The organism is Candidatus Krumholzibacteriia bacterium, assembly GCA_035649275.1.
Taxonomy (GTDB): Bacteria; Krumholzibacteriota; Krumholzibacteriia.
Genome location: DASRJW010000044.1, coordinates 12,504 through 28,139 on the forward strand (window position 1 = coordinate 12,504; position 15,636 = coordinate 28,139).

12 protein-coding genes are annotated in these 15,636 nt (G+C 68.4%); 6 read left to right on the forward strand and 6 right to left on the reverse strand.

The features are described 5' to 3' along the window. Positions 1-71: 71 nt before the first annotated feature. Positions 72-3,506, forward strand: coding sequence for a fused MFS/spermidine synthase (locus tag VFE28_04370; protein ID HZM15217.1), 3,435 nt, complete (start codon positions 72-74; stop codon positions 3,504-3,506). Positions 3,507-3,528: 22 nt separating this feature from the next. Here the strand turns inward: VFE28_04370 and VFE28_04375 are convergent, their stop codons facing one another. From VFE28_04375 to VFE28_04385, 3 genes are all read right to left on the reverse strand, one after another. Next, positions 3,529-4,386 carry a dienelactone hydrolase family protein gene (locus VFE28_04375; GenBank protein HZM15218.1) on the reverse strand — a complete coding sequence of 286 codons (858 nt, stop codon included), beginning with the start codon at positions 4,384-4,386 and terminating at the stop codon, positions 3,529-3,531. A gap of 87 nt (positions 4,387-4,473) precedes the next feature. Further along, positions 4,474-5,385 carry a hypothetical protein gene (locus tag VFE28_04380; protein ID HZM15219.1) on the reverse strand — a complete coding sequence of 304 codons (912 nt, stop codon included), beginning with the start codon at positions 5,383-5,385 and terminating at the stop codon, positions 4,474-4,476. A 275-nt stretch (positions 5,386-5,660) separates the two neighbouring features. Continuing rightward, positions 5,661-6,734 carry a L,D-transpeptidase family protein gene (locus VFE28_04385; protein HZM15220.1) on the reverse strand — a complete coding sequence of 358 codons (1,074 nt, stop codon included), beginning with the start codon at positions 6,732-6,734 and terminating at the stop codon, positions 5,661-5,663. A gap of 207 nt (positions 6,735-6,941) precedes the next feature. Here VFE28_04385 and VFE28_04390 point away from each other — a divergent pair, with 207 nt between their 5' ends. From VFE28_04390 to VFE28_04405, 4 genes are all read left to right on the forward strand, one after another. Further along, complete coding sequence (locus VFE28_04390; protein ID HZM15221.1) at positions 6,942-7,841, forward strand: DMT family transporter; 900 nt, start codon at positions 6,942-6,944, stop codon at positions 7,839-7,841. A 285-nt stretch (positions 7,842-8,126) separates the two neighbouring features. Then, on the forward strand, positions 8,127-9,476 hold the full coding sequence (locus VFE28_04395; protein HZM15222.1) for a thioredoxin domain-containing protein: 1,350 nt from the start codon (positions 8,127-8,129) through the stop codon (positions 9,474-9,476). Between the two features lie 51 nt (positions 9,477-9,527). Continuing rightward, positions 9,528-9,806, forward strand: a complete 279-nt coding sequence (locus VFE28_04400) for a hypothetical protein (protein ID HZM15223.1) — start codon at positions 9,528-9,530, stop codon at positions 9,804-9,806. Positions 9,807-10,127: 321 nt separating this feature from the next. Further along, positions 10,128-10,679 (forward strand): hypothetical protein, encoded by a 552-nt coding sequence (locus VFE28_04405; protein HZM15224.1) that lies wholly within the window; start codon positions 10,128-10,130, stop codon positions 10,677-10,679. 18 nt (positions 10,680-10,697) lie between these two features. Here the strand turns inward: VFE28_04405 and VFE28_04410 are convergent, their stop codons facing one another. After that, positions 10,698-11,630 (reverse strand): stomatin-like protein, encoded by a 933-nt coding sequence (locus VFE28_04410; protein HZM15225.1) that lies wholly within the window; start codon positions 11,628-11,630, stop codon positions 10,698-10,700. Between the two features lie 99 nt (positions 11,631-11,729). Further along, entirely contained in the window at positions 11,730-12,161 is a 432-nt protein-coding gene (locus VFE28_04415; protein HZM15226.1) for an NfeD family protein, read from the reverse strand. A gap of 108 nt (positions 12,162-12,269) precedes the next feature. Here VFE28_04415 and VFE28_04420 point away from each other — a divergent pair, with 108 nt between their 5' ends. Continuing rightward, entirely contained in the window at positions 12,270-14,576 is a 2,307-nt protein-coding gene (locus VFE28_04420) for a protein kinase (GenBank protein ID HZM15227.1), read from the forward strand. On the opposite strand, the gene VFE28_04425 is transcribed toward VFE28_04420, so the two are convergent. Further along, complete coding sequence (locus VFE28_04425) at positions 14,554-15,609, reverse strand: GntG family PLP-dependent aldolase (protein HZM15228.1); 1,056 nt, start codon at positions 15,607-15,609, stop codon at positions 14,554-14,556. The two genes, VFE28_04420 and VFE28_04425, sit on opposite strands and share 23 nt — an antisense overlap. Between the last annotated feature and the right edge of the window lie 27 nt (positions 15,610-15,636).

Below are 15,636 nucleotides of genomic sequence, written 5' to 3' on the forward strand. Positions count from 1 at the left end.
GCCGGGCCACCCGCGTGGCCGCCAGGCTAGGGGCGCAGCGCCGCGGCTCGAGGCTGCAGGAGGAGAAACGGATGCGGAGGAGCCTGGCGGTCCTGGTCTCCTGCCTGTTCCTTGGTTCCGGGGCCATCGCCCTCGTCTATCAGGTGGCCTGGAGCCGCGACCTCGCCCTCGTCTTCGGTGTCAGCCACCAGGCGGTCGCCATCGTGCTCGCCGCCTTCATGGGCGGGCTGGCCCTCGGTGGCTTCAGCCTCGGGCGGGTGGCGGAGCGCTTGCAGCGCCCGCTGCGTGTCTACGGTCTGCTCGAGCTCGCGGTCGGTGCAGCCGCCCTCCTCCTCCCGCTCCTTCTCGCCCTGGTCGAACGCCTCTACGTCGGCATCGCTCTGCGCCGCGATGGCGTCGACCTGTGGCTGCACCTGACGCGGGCGACGATGGCCTTCGCCGTCCTCGTCATCCCCACCTTCTTCATGGGCGGGACCTTACCGGTGCTGACCCGCTTCGTGGTGCACCGGCGCGAGGATTTCGGCGCGCGACTCGCCTGGTTGTATGGCATCAACACCTTCGGCGCCGTGCTCGGCGCCGTCACCGCGGGCTTCGTCCTCTTGCCCGGGATCGGCGTGCGGCGCACGCAATTCGTGGCCATCGCTGCCAACGTCGCTGTCGCTGCCCTCGCTCTCCTCGCCGATCGCAGGCTCCGCACCGGAGCGTCTGCCGCGGACGCCCTGGTTCCGGCGGACGCCGCGCCGGAAACAGCTGCTCTGCCGTCCCCAGTCCTCGAGCCTGCAACGAGGTCGTCGCTCCTTTTCGCTTTCTACGGCACCTTCGTGAGCGGCCTCTGCGCCCTCGCCCTCGAGGTCATGTGGACGCGCGCCCTCGGCATCGCCATCGGCACCACGACGTATGCATTCACCATCATGCTCGCCGCCTTCCTCACTGGCATCACCCTTGGAAGCATCCTGCACGGTCTCTTCCCCGTGCGACGCCTGGCTCTGGCGGCGCAGTGCGGTCTCGCCCTGGTCGCCATCGGAGCGAGCAGTGCGGTGGTCTCGCAGCTCGTTCCCGGGCTGCCGCAACTCGCGGTCGAGCTCAACGCGCGTCTCCACGGCGGCGCCCAAGGCATGCGCGTCGCCGCCACGCTCCTTCTTTCCTTCGCCGTCATGCTCGTCCCGGCCACCTGCATGGGCGTCGCCTTCCCTTTGGCTGGGCGCGCCCGCGCCGCACTGCGCCCGGGCTTCGGGCGTTCCGTCGGCGATCTCGTCGGTCTCAACACTCTCGGAGGCATCCTCGGGCCGCTGCTCGGCGGCTTCGTCCTCATCCCGTTCCTGGGCTTGCAGAAGGGCATGCTGCTCGTCTGCGGACTCGACCTGGGTTACGGCTTGCTCGTTCTCGCCGTCTTCCTCGGCGCCCGCCGGCCACGCCTGCGCGCGCTCGCACTGCTCGGCGGTGCCGTCGCCGTGGCCGCGAGTCTGGCGCTCCCGTACGCGCTCCCGGCCTGGGACCTGCACACCCTCGGCTCCTTCCAGAACAACGTGACCGTCGGCTACACCAACGCCAGCGGCCGCATCGACGTGCGCGGCCAGCTCGCCGCCACGCAGCGGCTCTACTACCGCGAGGGCCGCGGCGCCACCGTCTCGGTGATCGAAGCGCAGCAATTCCGCGCCGTCGTCATCAACGGCCGATCGGTGGCAACGGATCACCACTCGGACCTGCACCACGAGTACCTGCTCGGCCACGTGCCGGTGCTGCTGCACCCGCATCCCAAGACGGCTCTCGTCATCGGTCTCGGTGCGGGCCTCACCCTCGGCGGCGTCACCGCACATCCGGAGCTCCAGGAAATCACCTTGGTCGAGATCGAGCCGGCCGTGCTCGGGGCGGCCCGCGTCTTCTCGGACCTGAACGGGAACGCCCTGGACGACCCGCGGCTGCACATCGTCGTCCAGGACGGCCGCAATTACCTGCGGACGACGGCGCGACAATTCGATGTCATCACCGCCGATCCGATCCACCCGTACGAACACGGCTCGTCCTACCTCTTCACCTCGGAGTACTACGCCCTCACCGCCGCCCGCCTCGCCCCGGGCGGCATCCTCTGCCAGTGGATGCCGCTTTACGAGCTCACCGAGGACAATCTGCGCTCGATCGTCGCCTCCTTGTCGGCGCACTTCGCTCACAACCTCCTCTTCCAGACCGCCTTCGATGCCGTCCTCATCGCTTCGAATACGCCGTTGCAGGTGGATGCGACCGAGCTCGCCAGACGTTTGCACCAGACCGAGGTGCACCGGCAGCTCGAGCGCGTCGGCCTCGGCGATCCGATCTCGTTCCTCTGCGACCTCACCATGGACGACGCCAGCGTGCGGCGCTTCGCCACCGGCGCCCGGCTCAGCACCGACGACAACCTGTATCTGGAGTTCTCCAGCCCTCTCGCCATCGGCAGGCCCGATGGTGGTGCCAACGTCCGGCTCGTGGACTCGTTTCGGACCGGCCCGCGTCCTCTCGTGACGCACTGGGGGAAGCTCGCCGACAGCGCCGTGGACAGCATTCTCGAGCGCACTTTGTGGGCCAAGCGAGAAACGGTGGAGATCACCGCGCAGATCGAGGAGTGCCTGCTGACTCCGGGAGCCACGGTTTGGGAGCCCGTGATCGCTCGCTTGCAGGTCGCGCACGCCGCCGCACCGCATTACGGCAGGCCACGGGTCCAGCTCGCCGAAGCGCTCACCGGGCGCGGCCGGGCGGAACGGGAGGCCGGCGATCTCGCGGCGGCGGAGCGCTCCTTCCGCGCCGCCCTGGAAGCAGCCCCCACCGACGCCCACGCCCGCTTCCAGCTGGCCGCCGTCCTCGCCGAGCAGGGCCGGCCGGCGGAAGCGTTGCCGGAAGCACGGCGCACCTTGGCGTTGCGCTCCCGCTATCCCCGTGGCCAGCAGCTGCTCGGCTCGACGTTGCTCGCCCTCGGGCGGCCCGAAGAAGCGGTGGCGGCGCTGCACGAGGCGACGCTGCAGGAGCCGGAGAACGCCCGCGCTCACCTCGATCTGGCGGTGGCGCTCACGCGCACCAGCAAGCTCGAGCGCGCCGCGCAGGAGTACGAGGAAGCCCTTCGCTTCGACCGTCGCCTCAGCGCGGCTTACTACAATCTGGCGGTGGTCTTGGAAGCGCAGAAGCACGACGCCGACGCCGTCCGCGTGCTGCGTCGCGGCTTGCGCGCCGTTCCCGACGACGAGATGGTGGAGCAACGCCTGGCCTGGATCCTGGCCACTTCATCCGACGCCGGCTTGCGCGACGGTGACGAGGCCATCGACATCGCCGCGCGTCTCGTGGCCCGCGCCCGGGACCGCCTGCCCGAGGCGCTGGTCACCCAAGCTGCGGCGCTCGCCGAGGCCGGCCGCTTCGACGAAGCCATCGCCGCGGCCCGGCGGGCCGCGGAGCTCGCCGGCGAGCGCCAGGACGCGGGACTCGTGGCCGAGATCCGCGACCATCTCCGGCTCTACGAAGCGCGTTCGCCGCTCCGGCTCTGAACCTGGCGCCGGTGTGTAGGCCTCACGACTGCAAGTTCTCGCGCAGGAAGGCGATCGTCCGCGACCACGATAGCTCGGCGGCCTCTTTGTTGTAGCGTGCTTCCGAGGTGTCGTTGTGGAAGGCGTGGTTCACACCTTCGTAGCGATAGAGGGTGTACTTCTTCCCGGCCTTCTTCAGCGCCTCTTCGAAGGCCGGAATCCCGGCGTTGATCCGCTCGTCCAATCCGGCGTAATGCAGGAGGAGCGGCGCCTGGATCTTCTCCACCATTGCCGCCGCGGGTTGACGACCGTAGTACACCACCGCCGCATCCAGCTCGGGGCAGGCGACGGCGAGATCGCCCACCATGCCGCCGCCCCAGCAGAAGCCCACGGTGCCGACCTTGCCGGTACCGTGCTCGTGCTTCTCGAGGAACTTCACCGCAGCGACCAGGTTCTGCACCGTCTTCTCCGGCTCCAGCTTCCCGAACTGGGCCCGCGCCGAGTCGGGGTCCGCTGGTGTCCCGCCGAGGGGCGAGAGCATGTCGGGAGCGAGGGCGAGGAAGCCGGCGAGCGCTGCGCGCCGGGCCACATCCTCGATGTGCGCGGTGAGACCGCGGTTCTCGTGGATAACGATCACCGCCGGCAGCTTGGCGCTGTCCTTGGGGCGGGCCAGGTAGCTCGCGATGTCGCCCGAAGCTCCCGGGTACGTGATCCGCCCGGCCGCGAGCCGGGCGTCGTCGGGCGGCACCAGCGCGGCGGCGGCTTTCGACTCGAGAAGGGGCAGCAACGACATCGCCACCGCGGTGCTGCCGCACAGCTGCACCAGACGTTCCAGGAACACCCGCCGATCGAGAGGCGCATGGGTGTACTCGTCGTAGAGATCGAGGAGTCGCTGGTCCATGTCGGCATCCTTTCCTTGGGGCATCGACGAAGACGCCGTCCGGTGGTACCCGGACGGCGTCCTTACGAGAGTCGGCGGCAGTGGCTCTCAGTCGCGGTACAGCTGCTTGACCGCGCCCCAGGGCTTGCTCTGCACCGAGACGGGGTCGCAGTGCGGCACACCGCTCAGACCGTTGTTGTAGGTATCCAGGTCGTCGGTCAATGGGCTGGCGACTGATGGATCCAGGAACCCGGCTCCGATCGGCGGCACCACCAGACCATCGATGAGAGCGTCGGCGTCGGCGATGAGAGTTCCCGGTGGCGTGGCGCCGCTCGCCACGTTCAGCTTGGCGGCGATCAGCTGGTGCGCCAGGAAGATCAAGCCGTTGCCTTCAGCCGGAGTTCCCAGGATTTGGAGGAGCTCGGCCTGGGTGTAGAACGTGGTGCCGAGGAAGAGCCCGGCCACGGGCCACGACTCGGTGTGGTTCTTCCAGAAGCCCTGCGTCCGCACGCACCCCGTATCGAGGGTGATGGTGCTGCCGGAGAGTGTCTGGGAGTAATAGCTCGACCGGTAGTAGGGGATCCCGGAGAAGGCACGGAAGACGTACGGCGTGCTCTCTGGCAGCTCGTCGGTGTTACCGGTGCTGATGCCGGTTTCATCGAAGAGATCCCCGAGCTCCACATCGATGCTGCCGTTTCCGGCCAGGGCGTAGTTTGTCGCCGGGCCAGTGGTCAGAGTGGGTGTACCCGTGAAGCTGCAGTACCCCACATACGAGCTGGACCCCGTCGGCCAGGTTCCAGTGAAATCGGCTGCTCTCATCCATTGCACGGTGAAGCCTTCGGGCAACCCCGTGGCCCCGGCTGTCACCTGCAGAGTGATCGAGGATTTGTCGGCGCCGACGACCGCCAGCGAGGGCGCATCATACGCATACTGGGCGGCGCTCAAAGCAGGCAGCAGGAGCGCGACGAGGGCGCAACCAGCGGCCAACCGGCGCACGGACACGCGTTGGCGAAGGATCATGAGGGGAAGCACCTCCTGCAAAGTTGTGAAAGAGTGCTTGCTGTAGCGACCGGTGTTCGTTCGTACAGTGCTTCCGAACTAACTGGACCTGGAACCTCCCGAAGAGTGAAGTGCTCTGCTCTCCATTGCGCCAAATGTCTTCGAGCCGCACTTGTACTGTTCGATCGACGGACGGGGTCGGGCCAGAGGCGGTCCGTACGTATCGGTTTTCGACTCGAGATCCGAGGCGGAAATCTTACTCCCCGGGCTCCGGAGGGTCAAGAGAAACGGGCTAATCAGCGCAATAGCACCACGTCACCAATCTGCAGGGTCTGGTACACCACCTCCAGATCGGCTGCGGCGAGGCGCACGCATCCATGGGTGCTCCGTTCCCCGGCCACGACGGCATAAGGCGAGCCGTGCACGAGATAACCCCCGCCGATATCGAGGGCATAGGCCCCGAGCATTCCCCGCTCCCAGCGTTCCGGTGCCCCTGCTGGGGGGACCGATAGACCAGCCTCGATATAAGCCCAGTCCGGTTTGTACCAGATGGGCCGGGGCGCCTTGTGGTGGACACGCCGCAATCCTTGCGGGGTGTCGAACGTCCAGGTCCGCCCACCGGAGCCATGCACCGTCTCTCCACTGCCGGTGGCGCAGGGACCGGTGCGCAGGATCGAGCGCCCGCTACCGAGCAAGGTGAAGCGGCCCTCCGACACGTCCACCACCAGGACCGCCGGGGAGCGCGTGGGGGACCCCATCCCGAGCTCGCGGGCGCGTTCCTTCGCTTCCTGCACTTCCTGCCGCAGCGTCGCCAGGCTCGCCCGCGCGCCATCGATCTCCTCGCGGGCGCTGATGAACTGGCCGGCGTCGAGGGCTGCCTGCGCCTTGTCGATGCGGGCCCGCACCTCCTGCAATGCGGTGCGCAGCCGGAGAAGAACGCCGCGGCTGTCCTTGCTGCGCGGCGCCGTGGCGATTTCCGCCTCCACCCCATCGGCCTCGGCCCGCCCCGCCGCAATGGCTTCCTGCAAGGAGGCGCGCAAAGCCTCTTTGCCCTGCTTCGCCGCCAGCTCCATCTGCCGCAGCAGCCCCTCCATGCGTCCGAGCCCCGCTCGGACCTGAGACCAGTTGCGCAAGAAGGGCAACCTGCCTTTCTGAGCCTGGAAGAGCGACTCCAGAGCTGCGAAAGAATCCCGCACCGCGGTGGCCGCCGCCGGGGCGTAGAGCTCCGCCTCGCTGCGCGCGATCGACCGCTCGACTTGCTGCTTCATCTGGCTCAAAGCCTCGGCTGGCGATGGGTCGCGCTCCCAGAACAGGAGCGCTACACCCGCAACGAGCAGGACCGCCAGGAAAACGATGACCTTGAGGGACATGCACCACCTCCGCCCGCGGCGTCACCGTGCGGCCGCGAACCGGCTGCACTCGAGCAGCACGGCGACGTGCAGCGTGCGCTGCGCCGACGCCGAAGGCAAGCACGGATCGAGTGCGACTGCTGTCGAGCGTCTGCGCACGGGCCACCGACATGCCGTCTGCGGCACAGGATCGGTTAGACTGGCCGGCTTCTCGGGAGGCGCCGCAGCGTGAGGATTCCCTGGCAGTGCAAGACTCTCTTCGCCATCAGCGCCTGGGGAGCATCTTTCGTCGCCACGAAGGCGGTCTTGCGCGAGGCGGGACCTTTCACCATCGTCACCACCCGCTTCGGCATGGGCGTCGCGGTTCTCCTGGTCACGAGCGCGGCGCGCGGGCAGATGCACCGCATCCAGCGCTCGGAGCTGGCCACCTTCGCGCTCCTCGGTGGCGTCGGTGTCCTCCTGCACCAGCTCCTGCAAATCACGGGGCTGCGCTACACCAGCGCCACCAACTCCGGCTGGATCATCACTCTTGTCCCGGTGTTCACCGTGCTGCTCGCACGCCTCTTCCTGCACGAGCGCCTGGCGCCGCCACAAATCGTCGGCGTCCTGCTCGCTTTCTGCGGCGCGCTGCTCGTCGCCACCCGGGGCCGCCCCTCGCTGGAGATGCTCCGTCTGTCGAGCACGCTCGGGGATCTCCTGATGCTGTTGAGCGCACCCAACTGGGCAGTGTTCTCGGTCCTGAGCAAGCCCGTGCTGCGCCACCGCCCAGCGGCGCTGGTGATGCACTGGGTACTGCTGCTCGGCTGGGTGATGACGCTGCCGTTCTTCTTCGCCTCCCGGGGCTGGGAGGATTACGGCCGCCTTTCCTCCACCGGTTGGCTGGCGCTCCTCTTCCTCGGCATCTTCTGCTCCGGTGTCGCCTTCATCTTCTGGTACGACAGCCTCGAAGTCGCCGATGCCTCGCAGGTTTCTTCCTTCATCTATCTCGAACCCTTGGTGACCGTGGCCGTCGCCGCTTGGCTGCTGCACGAGGCTATCACCCTGCCCGCCCTCGCCGGTGGTGCCATCCTCCTGATCGGCGTCTGGTTGGTGAACCGCTCGCCGCGCCCTCTCGACCCGGCGACCTAGGACGCCGTCGCCGTAGCAGCGGCGACGACCCGACACCCAGGCCTGTACCTGGCGACGCTTCGAGATCGCTCCCTGGGATCGTCCCCTCCGCTCCCCTCACTTGGCGCTTGGAAAACACCGGAGCCGTCCTCGGGATTGCACCCAATGGGAGGACGGCGCTCGTGAGAGCTATCCTTCTTGCGCTTGCCCGCGGACGCAGAGACGAGCCCGATCCGCGCAGACGTACAGGTCTCAGCCATCCTGCGACGTCGCCCCCTCGACGCGACACATGGTGGACACGCGGCCATGAGCTGGAATCCGAGTCGTGCGAGAGCGGGCGCCAGGTCGCGTCACCTCTGGTGGTGGGCGAGCCTTCTGCTCGTGGCAGCGGGAGCAGCCGTCACGGCGTACCTCCTCGCTCGCACCTTCGCTCTGCTGGCGTCACCTCGACCGCAGCTGCCCGACCTGTGCCTGCTGCTCTTCTCGTCGAGCTGTGACCCGTCGCTGGCCGACAAGCGCTCCTGGATCCTCGGCGTGCCCCTCGCCGGCTGGGCGCTTGCTACCTTCACGGTGCTCGCCGCTCTCCTGCTGCTCGCCCGCTTCCTGAAGGAATCGTTCACCGCCGAGGCGCACTTGGCTGCAGGGCTGGTGACCCTGGCCGGCATCGCCGCCGGTCTGGTGGCGGCGCTCGCCCTGCCGCGGGGAAGCGGATCGCCCTGCTCCCTTTGTCTGGCCGTTCAGGCACTCAATCTGATGCTGCTGTTCACGGTGCACAAGTCGAGCGCACGCTCGCTCCGCGAGCAGTTCCGGCTCCTCGGCATCGCCGCGGATTGGTTGTTCCGGTCCAGAGTCGAGTCGCCGCTCGCGCGCTGGAAGCTCCTCGGCCTCGGCAGCGCGGTTCTCGTGGGACTCGTGACCTACCAGTGGATCTACGTCGAATCGTCGCTGCGGCGCCGCCGCCCGGCGCCCAAACCGGCTCCGGCCCAGATCATCTCGGCCTATCGCGCTGCGCCTCGGCTCGCCCTCACCGTCGAGGAAGACGAGCCGCATCTGGGTCCGCTCGAGGCGCCGGTGCAGCTCGTCGTTTTCGCCAGCTTCCAGTGCCCCGCGTGCCGCCGCTTCGTGCCGGCGCTGTCGCGGCTGCACCAGCGCTTCGGCGACCGCCTGCTCGTCGTCTTCAAGCACTATCCGCTCTCGAACCAATGCAACTCGCGTTTGACAGTGGACCAGCAGCCAGGAGCCTGCGATGCGGCTTGGGCCGCCGAAGCTGCGCGCCGGCAAGAGCGGTTCTGGGCTTTCCACGATGCCCTCTTCGGTGGGTCCAGCGGGGCGGACGAGAGCAGCATCACCCGCGCAATGCACGATCTCGATCTCGATCCAAAGCGGTTCGCCGCCGATCGGCGTTCGGACGAAACGATGGATCGCGTGGCGAAGGACATCGAGCTCGGCAACCGACTCCAGATTCCGGGAACCCCAGCGGTGTTCCTCGATGGCCGGCTCGTCCATCCTGCCGACGAAGCGACGCTCGAGATCCTGATCCGTGAAGAGCTCCGAGTAGCGGGCGCGCCATCGGCTCATCACGCCGTCAGCAGTTCGAATGCTGTCCGAGGGGAGCGGGCTCGCGTGAGTGGGGTTGTGGGTGCAGGAACCCCGTAACGTGCGGGGCGCGATGTCTTCAAGATTGCAACTCGACAAGGAGGAATGGTCATGCGGCGTCTTGCGATGCTTCTGGCGTTGGTGATCGGAGTGCTGGGGTTCGCGATTTCTCACGACGTGTTGTTGGCAGCACCTGCGGGGAAGCAGCTGGTGTGCCACGTCACGGGGAACGGTGGGGCCCACATCATCTGGATCTCGTTGAACGCCGTCCCAGCGCATCTCCGGAATCATGGCGACTGTCTGATCAATTCGACGGACCGGACGCTGGTCGGGGAGCCCTGCGACCCGACCGATGCCAACGTCAACGACATCTGCGACATCCAACCCTAGGCGTCCGGAGGCTGCGCTGCTCTGGCGACGACGCGCCCGTGGCGGAGCACTGTCGTTCCAGAGCGCTCGGCCCAGGGCGGACGAGGCCGGGGCGGGGTTCCGCCCCGGCTCTCGTTGGACTCTGAGGTCCGATCGGGGGAACCCTGAAACCCGGCCGGCGCGCCGGGGCAGCGACCGTCCCGGCCTTTCATTTGCATCGGCCTCCTCTGTGCCCGTGAGCCTTGGTTCCGCCGACAGCGGAGTTCGCGCTGCGGTGGCTGCGTCGTGCAGTTTCGCCGGCGCGGTGGCAGCGGGGCAGGCCTCGGGGAAGGGTGGTGCGGAATGCAATTCGTCCTCTGGATCGGCGGTGCGGCGGTGACCGCCGTGGTGTGGAAGCTCTTGCGACGCTACGGCGTGGATACCGTCGCCACCAAGGTCCTTGCCGCCACCTCCGGGAAGAGCCGCGCCGATGCGGACCTGAAGAGCCACTCCCAGCCGCAATGGGATGTGTGGCAACCAGGACCGCCCGCCCCCGCCCTGGCGGCGGCGCGGGAGGCATGGCTGCGCCGGGAGATGCAACATCTCGGCGCCGAGTGGTTCCCGGATGACAGGCAATGCGATTGGCTCGTGCACGGCTTCGAGCATCGCGGCGCTCTGACCCTCGTGGAGGTCGAGCCCCGGCCTCCGACCGTGGGCTATCCGCGCTTCAAATTCGTGGCGTCCTTCGCGGCAGCAGACTCGGATCGAGTCTCCCCGGCCACGGCAGAATCAGGCCGCTGCGAAGATCCGGACATCATCGCGGTCTACTGTCTCCAGAACGGCCGGTATTCCCTGCTCGGCACCGCGCCTGGAGCGAAGGACCGTCTTCCGGCAGTGCTCACGCCGATGGCGTGAGCGGAGCGTGAGCCGCGCTCAGCTTGCCGACGACGTCTGGTCCTTCTTGGCGATGCCCGTGGCGAGCGCCACCATGGAGCTCAGGTCCGAGAGGTTGGCGGGCACCACGAACGTATTCCCTGCGTGCGCCAGCCGGCCGAACTCGCCGATGTACTGCTCGGCGATACGAAGGCGCATGGCCTGGTCGCCGCCGGGGGAATGCAGCGCGTCGGCCACCCGCCGCAGCCCTTCGGCGGTGGCGGTGGCGACGGCGAGGATCGCCTCGGCCCGCCCCTGGGCCTCGTTGATCTGACGCTGCTTCGTCGCTTCCGACTCCTTGATGACCCGCTGCTTCTCGCCTTCGGCCTGGTTGATGCGGGCGTCCCTCTCACCCTCCGAGGTGAGGATCACGGCGCGCTTCTCGCGCTCGGCGCGCATCTGCTTTTCCATCGCCGTGAGCACGTCCTGGGGCGGCGTGATGTTCTTGATCTCGTAGCGCAGCACCTTGACGCCCCAGGGCTCCGAGGCCTTGTCCACTGCGAAGACGACAGAGGCGTTGATGGTGGCGCGTTCCTCGAAGGTGCGGTCCAGATCGATCTTGCCGATCTCGCTACGCAGCGTCGTCTGCGCCAGCTGGGTGATGGCGAAGCCGTAGTTGGCGATGCCGTAGGAGGCCCGCTGGGGGTCGAGGATCTTGAGATAAAGGATGCCGTCGATGGCGACCTGCACGTTGTCGCGGGTGATGCAGACCTGCTCGGGGATGTCAGCGGCCGATTCCTTGAGGCTGTGCCGGTAGGCAATCCTCTCCACGAAGGGCACGAGGATGTGGAACCCCGCCTGCAGCGTGCGGCGGTACTTCCCCAAGTACTCCACCACGTAGGCGCTCTGCTGCGGCACCACCACCGCGGTCTTGGCGATGATGATCAGGACGAGGAACACGATCCCCAGGACGGGGAGCAAGGTTGTCCACATGTTCGTGCCTCCTGACAGGGATGGAGAGACGCTCGCGCAACCTTGGAGAACCGAGGGACACCGGCGCCGGCGGCACTAGCGCCTCCGTACTGCCGCCGTTCAACCTTCTCGACGCACGTGCAGCGTCAGACCTTCGACGCTGGCGACCTGGCAACGCTCACCGGCGCGCAGCGGCTGCGCACCTGTGTTGTGAACCACCCACACCGTGCCGCGCAGCTCTCCCTTGCCCGTCCCCTGCGGCGGGATCTCGTCCCCCACGGTGACGATCTCCCCCACCAGCTCGGTGTGTCCGACGGTTTCTTCTCGTCGGAGCGCGCGTCGCAGTCGGGGGCGCAGCAGCAGGAGCGAGGTCACCGAGAGCCCGGCGAAGAGCAACCATTGCCCCCAGGCCGGGAGGCCCAGGCCCACGAGCTGCACGAGGCCCACCACGATGGCCGCGGCGCCGAAGAAGACAATGAAGAAATCCGTCGGCAGCACGACCTCGGCGGCGAGCAACAACGCGCCGACCACGATCCAACTCCACCAGGCCATGGGGACACCTCCGCGGTACCTCACGATGGGAGAGCCGGTCTTGCCAGGGCGGGAGGATAGAAGGGGCTGCGGCAGCAAGCAAGGCCGGCGATCCGCTAGGATCCTCCCATGACCTTGGGCACAGGCACGCAATTGGGTCCGTACGAGATCGCCGCGCCCCTCGGCGCCGGTGGCATGGGCGAGGTGTACAGGGCCGTCGACCGGCGCCTGGAGCGCGCCGTCGCCGTCAAAGTCCTGCCCGCGTCCTTGGCCCAGGATCCCGCCGCACTCGCCCGTTTCGAGCGCGAAGCGAAGACGCTCGCCAGCCTCTCCCATCCCAACCTCCTCACCCTCTACGACGTCGGCTCCGAAGCGGGCGTCTCCTTCGTGGTCATGGAGCTCTTGCGGGGGGAGAGCTTGCAGGCGCGTCTCGAGCGGGCGCCGCTGCCCTGGAGGGATGCCCTCGACCTCGGCCTCGCCGCCGCCGAGGGCTTGGAGGCGGCGCACTCTTCCGGCGTGATCCACGGCGATCTCAAGCCGGAGAATCTCTTCATCACCGAAGCAGGGGTAGTGAAGATCGTCGACTTCGGCCTGGCACATCCGGAAGCGCTCGCCGGCTCGGTGGGCGCGAGCCGTGCCCCCACCTTGGTGGAGGTGGCCCCGGGAGCTCTCGTCGGCACGGTGCAGTACATGGCGCCGGAACAGGTGCGCGGCAAGCCGGGCGACGCGCGCAGCGACCTCTTCGCTTTCGGTTGCACGCTCTACGCCATGCTCGCGGGCGCGCCGCCCTTCCGCGGCGAGAGCATCGGCGAGGTCCTGGCGGCGATTCTCCGCGATCCCGTCCCGGCCTTCGCCACTGCGCCCGCCATCCCTCCCGCCTTCGAGCAGCTCATCCATGCCTGCTTGCGGAAGGTCCCCGAGGAGCGCCTCCAGACCGCCCGGGAGCTGCGCATCGCTCTCGGTGCCGTCGCCGCCGGGGCCGCCGCCTGGCGCCCGCCCCGAGCGCGCCGGCCGCGGCAGCGCCGCTCGCGACGCATCGATTCCCTCGCCATCCTGCCGTTCACGAACCTCGCCTCCGATCCCGAGGCGGAGTACCTCTGCGACGGCCTCACCGATCGGCTCATCGACACGCTGTCGCAGCTGCCGGGGCTGCGGGTCATGGCGCTGTCCACCGTGCAGCGCTACCGGGGTCGCAGCGTCGATCCGCAAGCGGTGGGGCGGGAGATGAACGTGCGCGCCGTCCTCAGCGGTCGCGCGGTCTCCAGGGGCGAGACGTTGCAGCTCCAGTTCGAGCTCGTGGATGCGGAAGACGGCGCCCGGCTCTGGGGCGAGCAACACACCTGCGACGCAGGCGACCTCCAGGAGCTACAGGAACGCTTGTCGGAGCAGATCTCGGCGCAGCTCCGTCTCGAGTTGCAGCAAGCCCACGAGCGGCGGCTGCACAAACGTCAGACGCAGAGCAGCGAGGCATTCCGGCTCTACCTGCAGGGGCGCTTCTACTGGAACAAGCGCAGCCGCGACGGCCTGCTCCGCTCCATCGAGATCTTCGAGCAATCGGCTCACCTCGATCCGAACTTCCCCCTGGCGTATGCCGGTCTCGCCGACGCCTATGCCTTGCTCGGAGGCTTCGGCTACCTGCCGCCGCAGGAGGCCTATTCCAAGGCCAAGCAAGAGGCCCGTCGCGCTCTGGAGCTGGATTCGACCTTGGCGGAGGCCCACACGACCCTCGCCCAGGTGTTCTATCGCTTCGACTGGGACTGGGAGGGGACGGAACGGGAGTTCCGCCTCGCCATCCAGCACAACCCGGGCTACGCGATCGCCCACCACTGGTTCGCCGTCTTCCTCACCCTCATGCTGCGCTTCGACGAGGGGTTGGCGATGGTGGATCGAGCGCTGCAGCTCGATCCCCTCTCTCACATCGTCCACTGGACGCGCGGTTATCTCTTGTACTACATGCGCCGCTACGACGACGCCATGGAGCAGTTCGCCAAGACCCTGGCCATCGATCCCACCTTCGCGCGGGTGCACGTGGACATGGGCCTGACGCAGATCCAGCAAGGCCGTTTCGCTGCCGGCATCGAGTCGATCCGCAAGGCCATCGACCTGGCGGAGCCGGGGCCGGGACAGCTGGGGGCGCTCGCTTATGCCTACGGGCGCGCCGGAGATCGCGTCGAAGCCGAGCGCATCCTGGGCGAGCTGCTGGCGATCTCCAAGCGACACTACGTCTCGTTCTATACCATCGCCCTCGTGCACGTGGGCTTGGGAGAGAACGACGAGACTTTTCCCTGGCTGGAGAAGGCTCTGGAGCGGCGTGAGGACGCGCTGGTGTCGCTGCTGGTGAATCCGCGCCTCGACCCGCTGCGCGAGGACCCGCGCTTCCCGGCGTTGCTCGCGCGCGTCGGCTTGCCGGTGGCTACGCCCGCGCCCGGCGGCTGAGCGCGCGGACGCAGGCGCCGAGCGCGATCACGGCGCGCTCCACCGCGGCATCGTCCACGTCCATGTGCACGATCGCCCGCAAGCGCCGGGCGCCGAACTGCCCCAGCCACACGCCCTCGGCGCGCAGCGCTTCGAGCAGCGCCGGTGGCGACAGCGACTCGTCCTCGAGCTCCACGAACACGATGTTCGTCTCCGGTTCGGGGACGCGAACACCGGGCACGGCGCGGAAGCCGGCAGCGAGTCGCCGGGCGCGGGCGTGATCCTCGGCGAGACGCGCCAGGTGATGGTCGAGGGCGTGGAGACAGGCGGCGGCGAGGATCCCCACCTGGCGCATGCCGCCACCGAAGCGCTTGCGCGCCCGCCGCGCCGCGGCGATGAACTCGGTGCTTCCCGCTATGATGGAGCCCACGGGCGCGCCGAGTCCCTTGGAAAAGCACATCATGACGCTGTCGGCAGTGGCGGCCCAGGTGGCGACCGAGATCCCCGTGGCCACGCTCGCGTTCCACAATCGCGCCCCGTCCAAGTGCAAGCGGACGTCGCGGGCGCGGGCGGCGTCGGCGAGCGCCTGCAGCTGCGCCAAAGGCACGATGGCGCCTCCGTGGCGGTTGTGGGTGTTCTCGGCGCACACCAGCCGGAGCCGCGCCACGTGGTCGTCCTCGTCACTCATCGCCGCCAGCAGCGCCCCCACCGGGAGCGCCCCGCGCTCGCCTTGCACGATGTGCGCCAGGCAACCGGAGTTCGACGCCAACCCGCCCTGCTCGTAGAGGAAGATGTGCGACTCCGCCTCGAGCAGCACCTCGTCCCCGGGCCGGGTGTGGCAGACGATGGCGATCTGATTGCCCATGGTGCCGCTCGGCACGAAGAGCGCCGCCTCTTTGCCGGCGATCTCCGCCGTGCGGCGCTCCAGCTGCTGCACCGTGGGGTCGTCGCCCAAGACGTCGTCGCCCACCTCGGCTTCCGACATGGCGCGCCGCATGGCGGGCGTCGGGCGCGTCACCGTGTCGCTGCGGAGGTCGATGGGTTTGTCGGACATGGCGGCACCCCGTACGTCAGTGTAGGC

Coding starts and splice junctions, on each gene's coding strand:
- VFE28_04375 (HZM15218.1), bottom strand. CDS start 4,386: ATGGACCAGCGACTCCTCGATCTCTACGACGAGTACACCCATGCGCCT.
- VFE28_04410 (HZM15225.1), bottom strand. CDS start 11,630: ATGTGGACAACCTTGCTCCCCGTCCTGGGGATCGTGTTCCTCGTCCTG.
- VFE28_04380 (HZM15219.1), bottom strand. CDS start 5,385: ATGATCCTTCGCCAACGCGTGTCCGTGCGCCGGTTGGCCGCTGGTTGC.
- VFE28_04405 (HZM15224.1), top strand. CDS start 10,128: ATGCAATTCGTCCTCTGGATCGGCGGTGCGGCGGTGACCGCCGTGGTG.
- VFE28_04370 (HZM15217.1), top strand. CDS start 72: ATGCGGAGGAGCCTGGCGGTCCTGGTCTCCTGCCTGTTCCTTGGTTCC.
- VFE28_04400 (HZM15223.1), top strand. CDS start 9,528: ATGCGGCGTCTTGCGATGCTTCTGGCGTTGGTGATCGGAGTGCTGGGG.
- VFE28_04425 (HZM15228.1), bottom strand. CDS start 15,609: ATGTCCGACAAACCCATCGACCTCCGCAGCGACACGGTGACGCGCCCG.
- VFE28_04415 (HZM15226.1), bottom strand. CDS start 12,161: ATGGCCTGGTGGAGTTGGATCGTGGTCGGCGCGTTGTTGCTCGCCGCC.
- VFE28_04385 (HZM15220.1), bottom strand. CDS start 6,734: ATGTCCCTCAAGGTCATCGTTTTCCTGGCGGTCCTGCTCGTTGCGGGT.
- VFE28_04395 (HZM15222.1), top strand. CDS start 8,127: ATGAGCTGGAATCCGAGTCGTGCGAGAGCGGGCGCCAGGTCGCGTCAC.
- VFE28_04420 (HZM15227.1), top strand. CDS start 12,270: ATGACCTTGGGCACAGGCACGCAATTGGGTCCGTACGAGATCGCCGCG.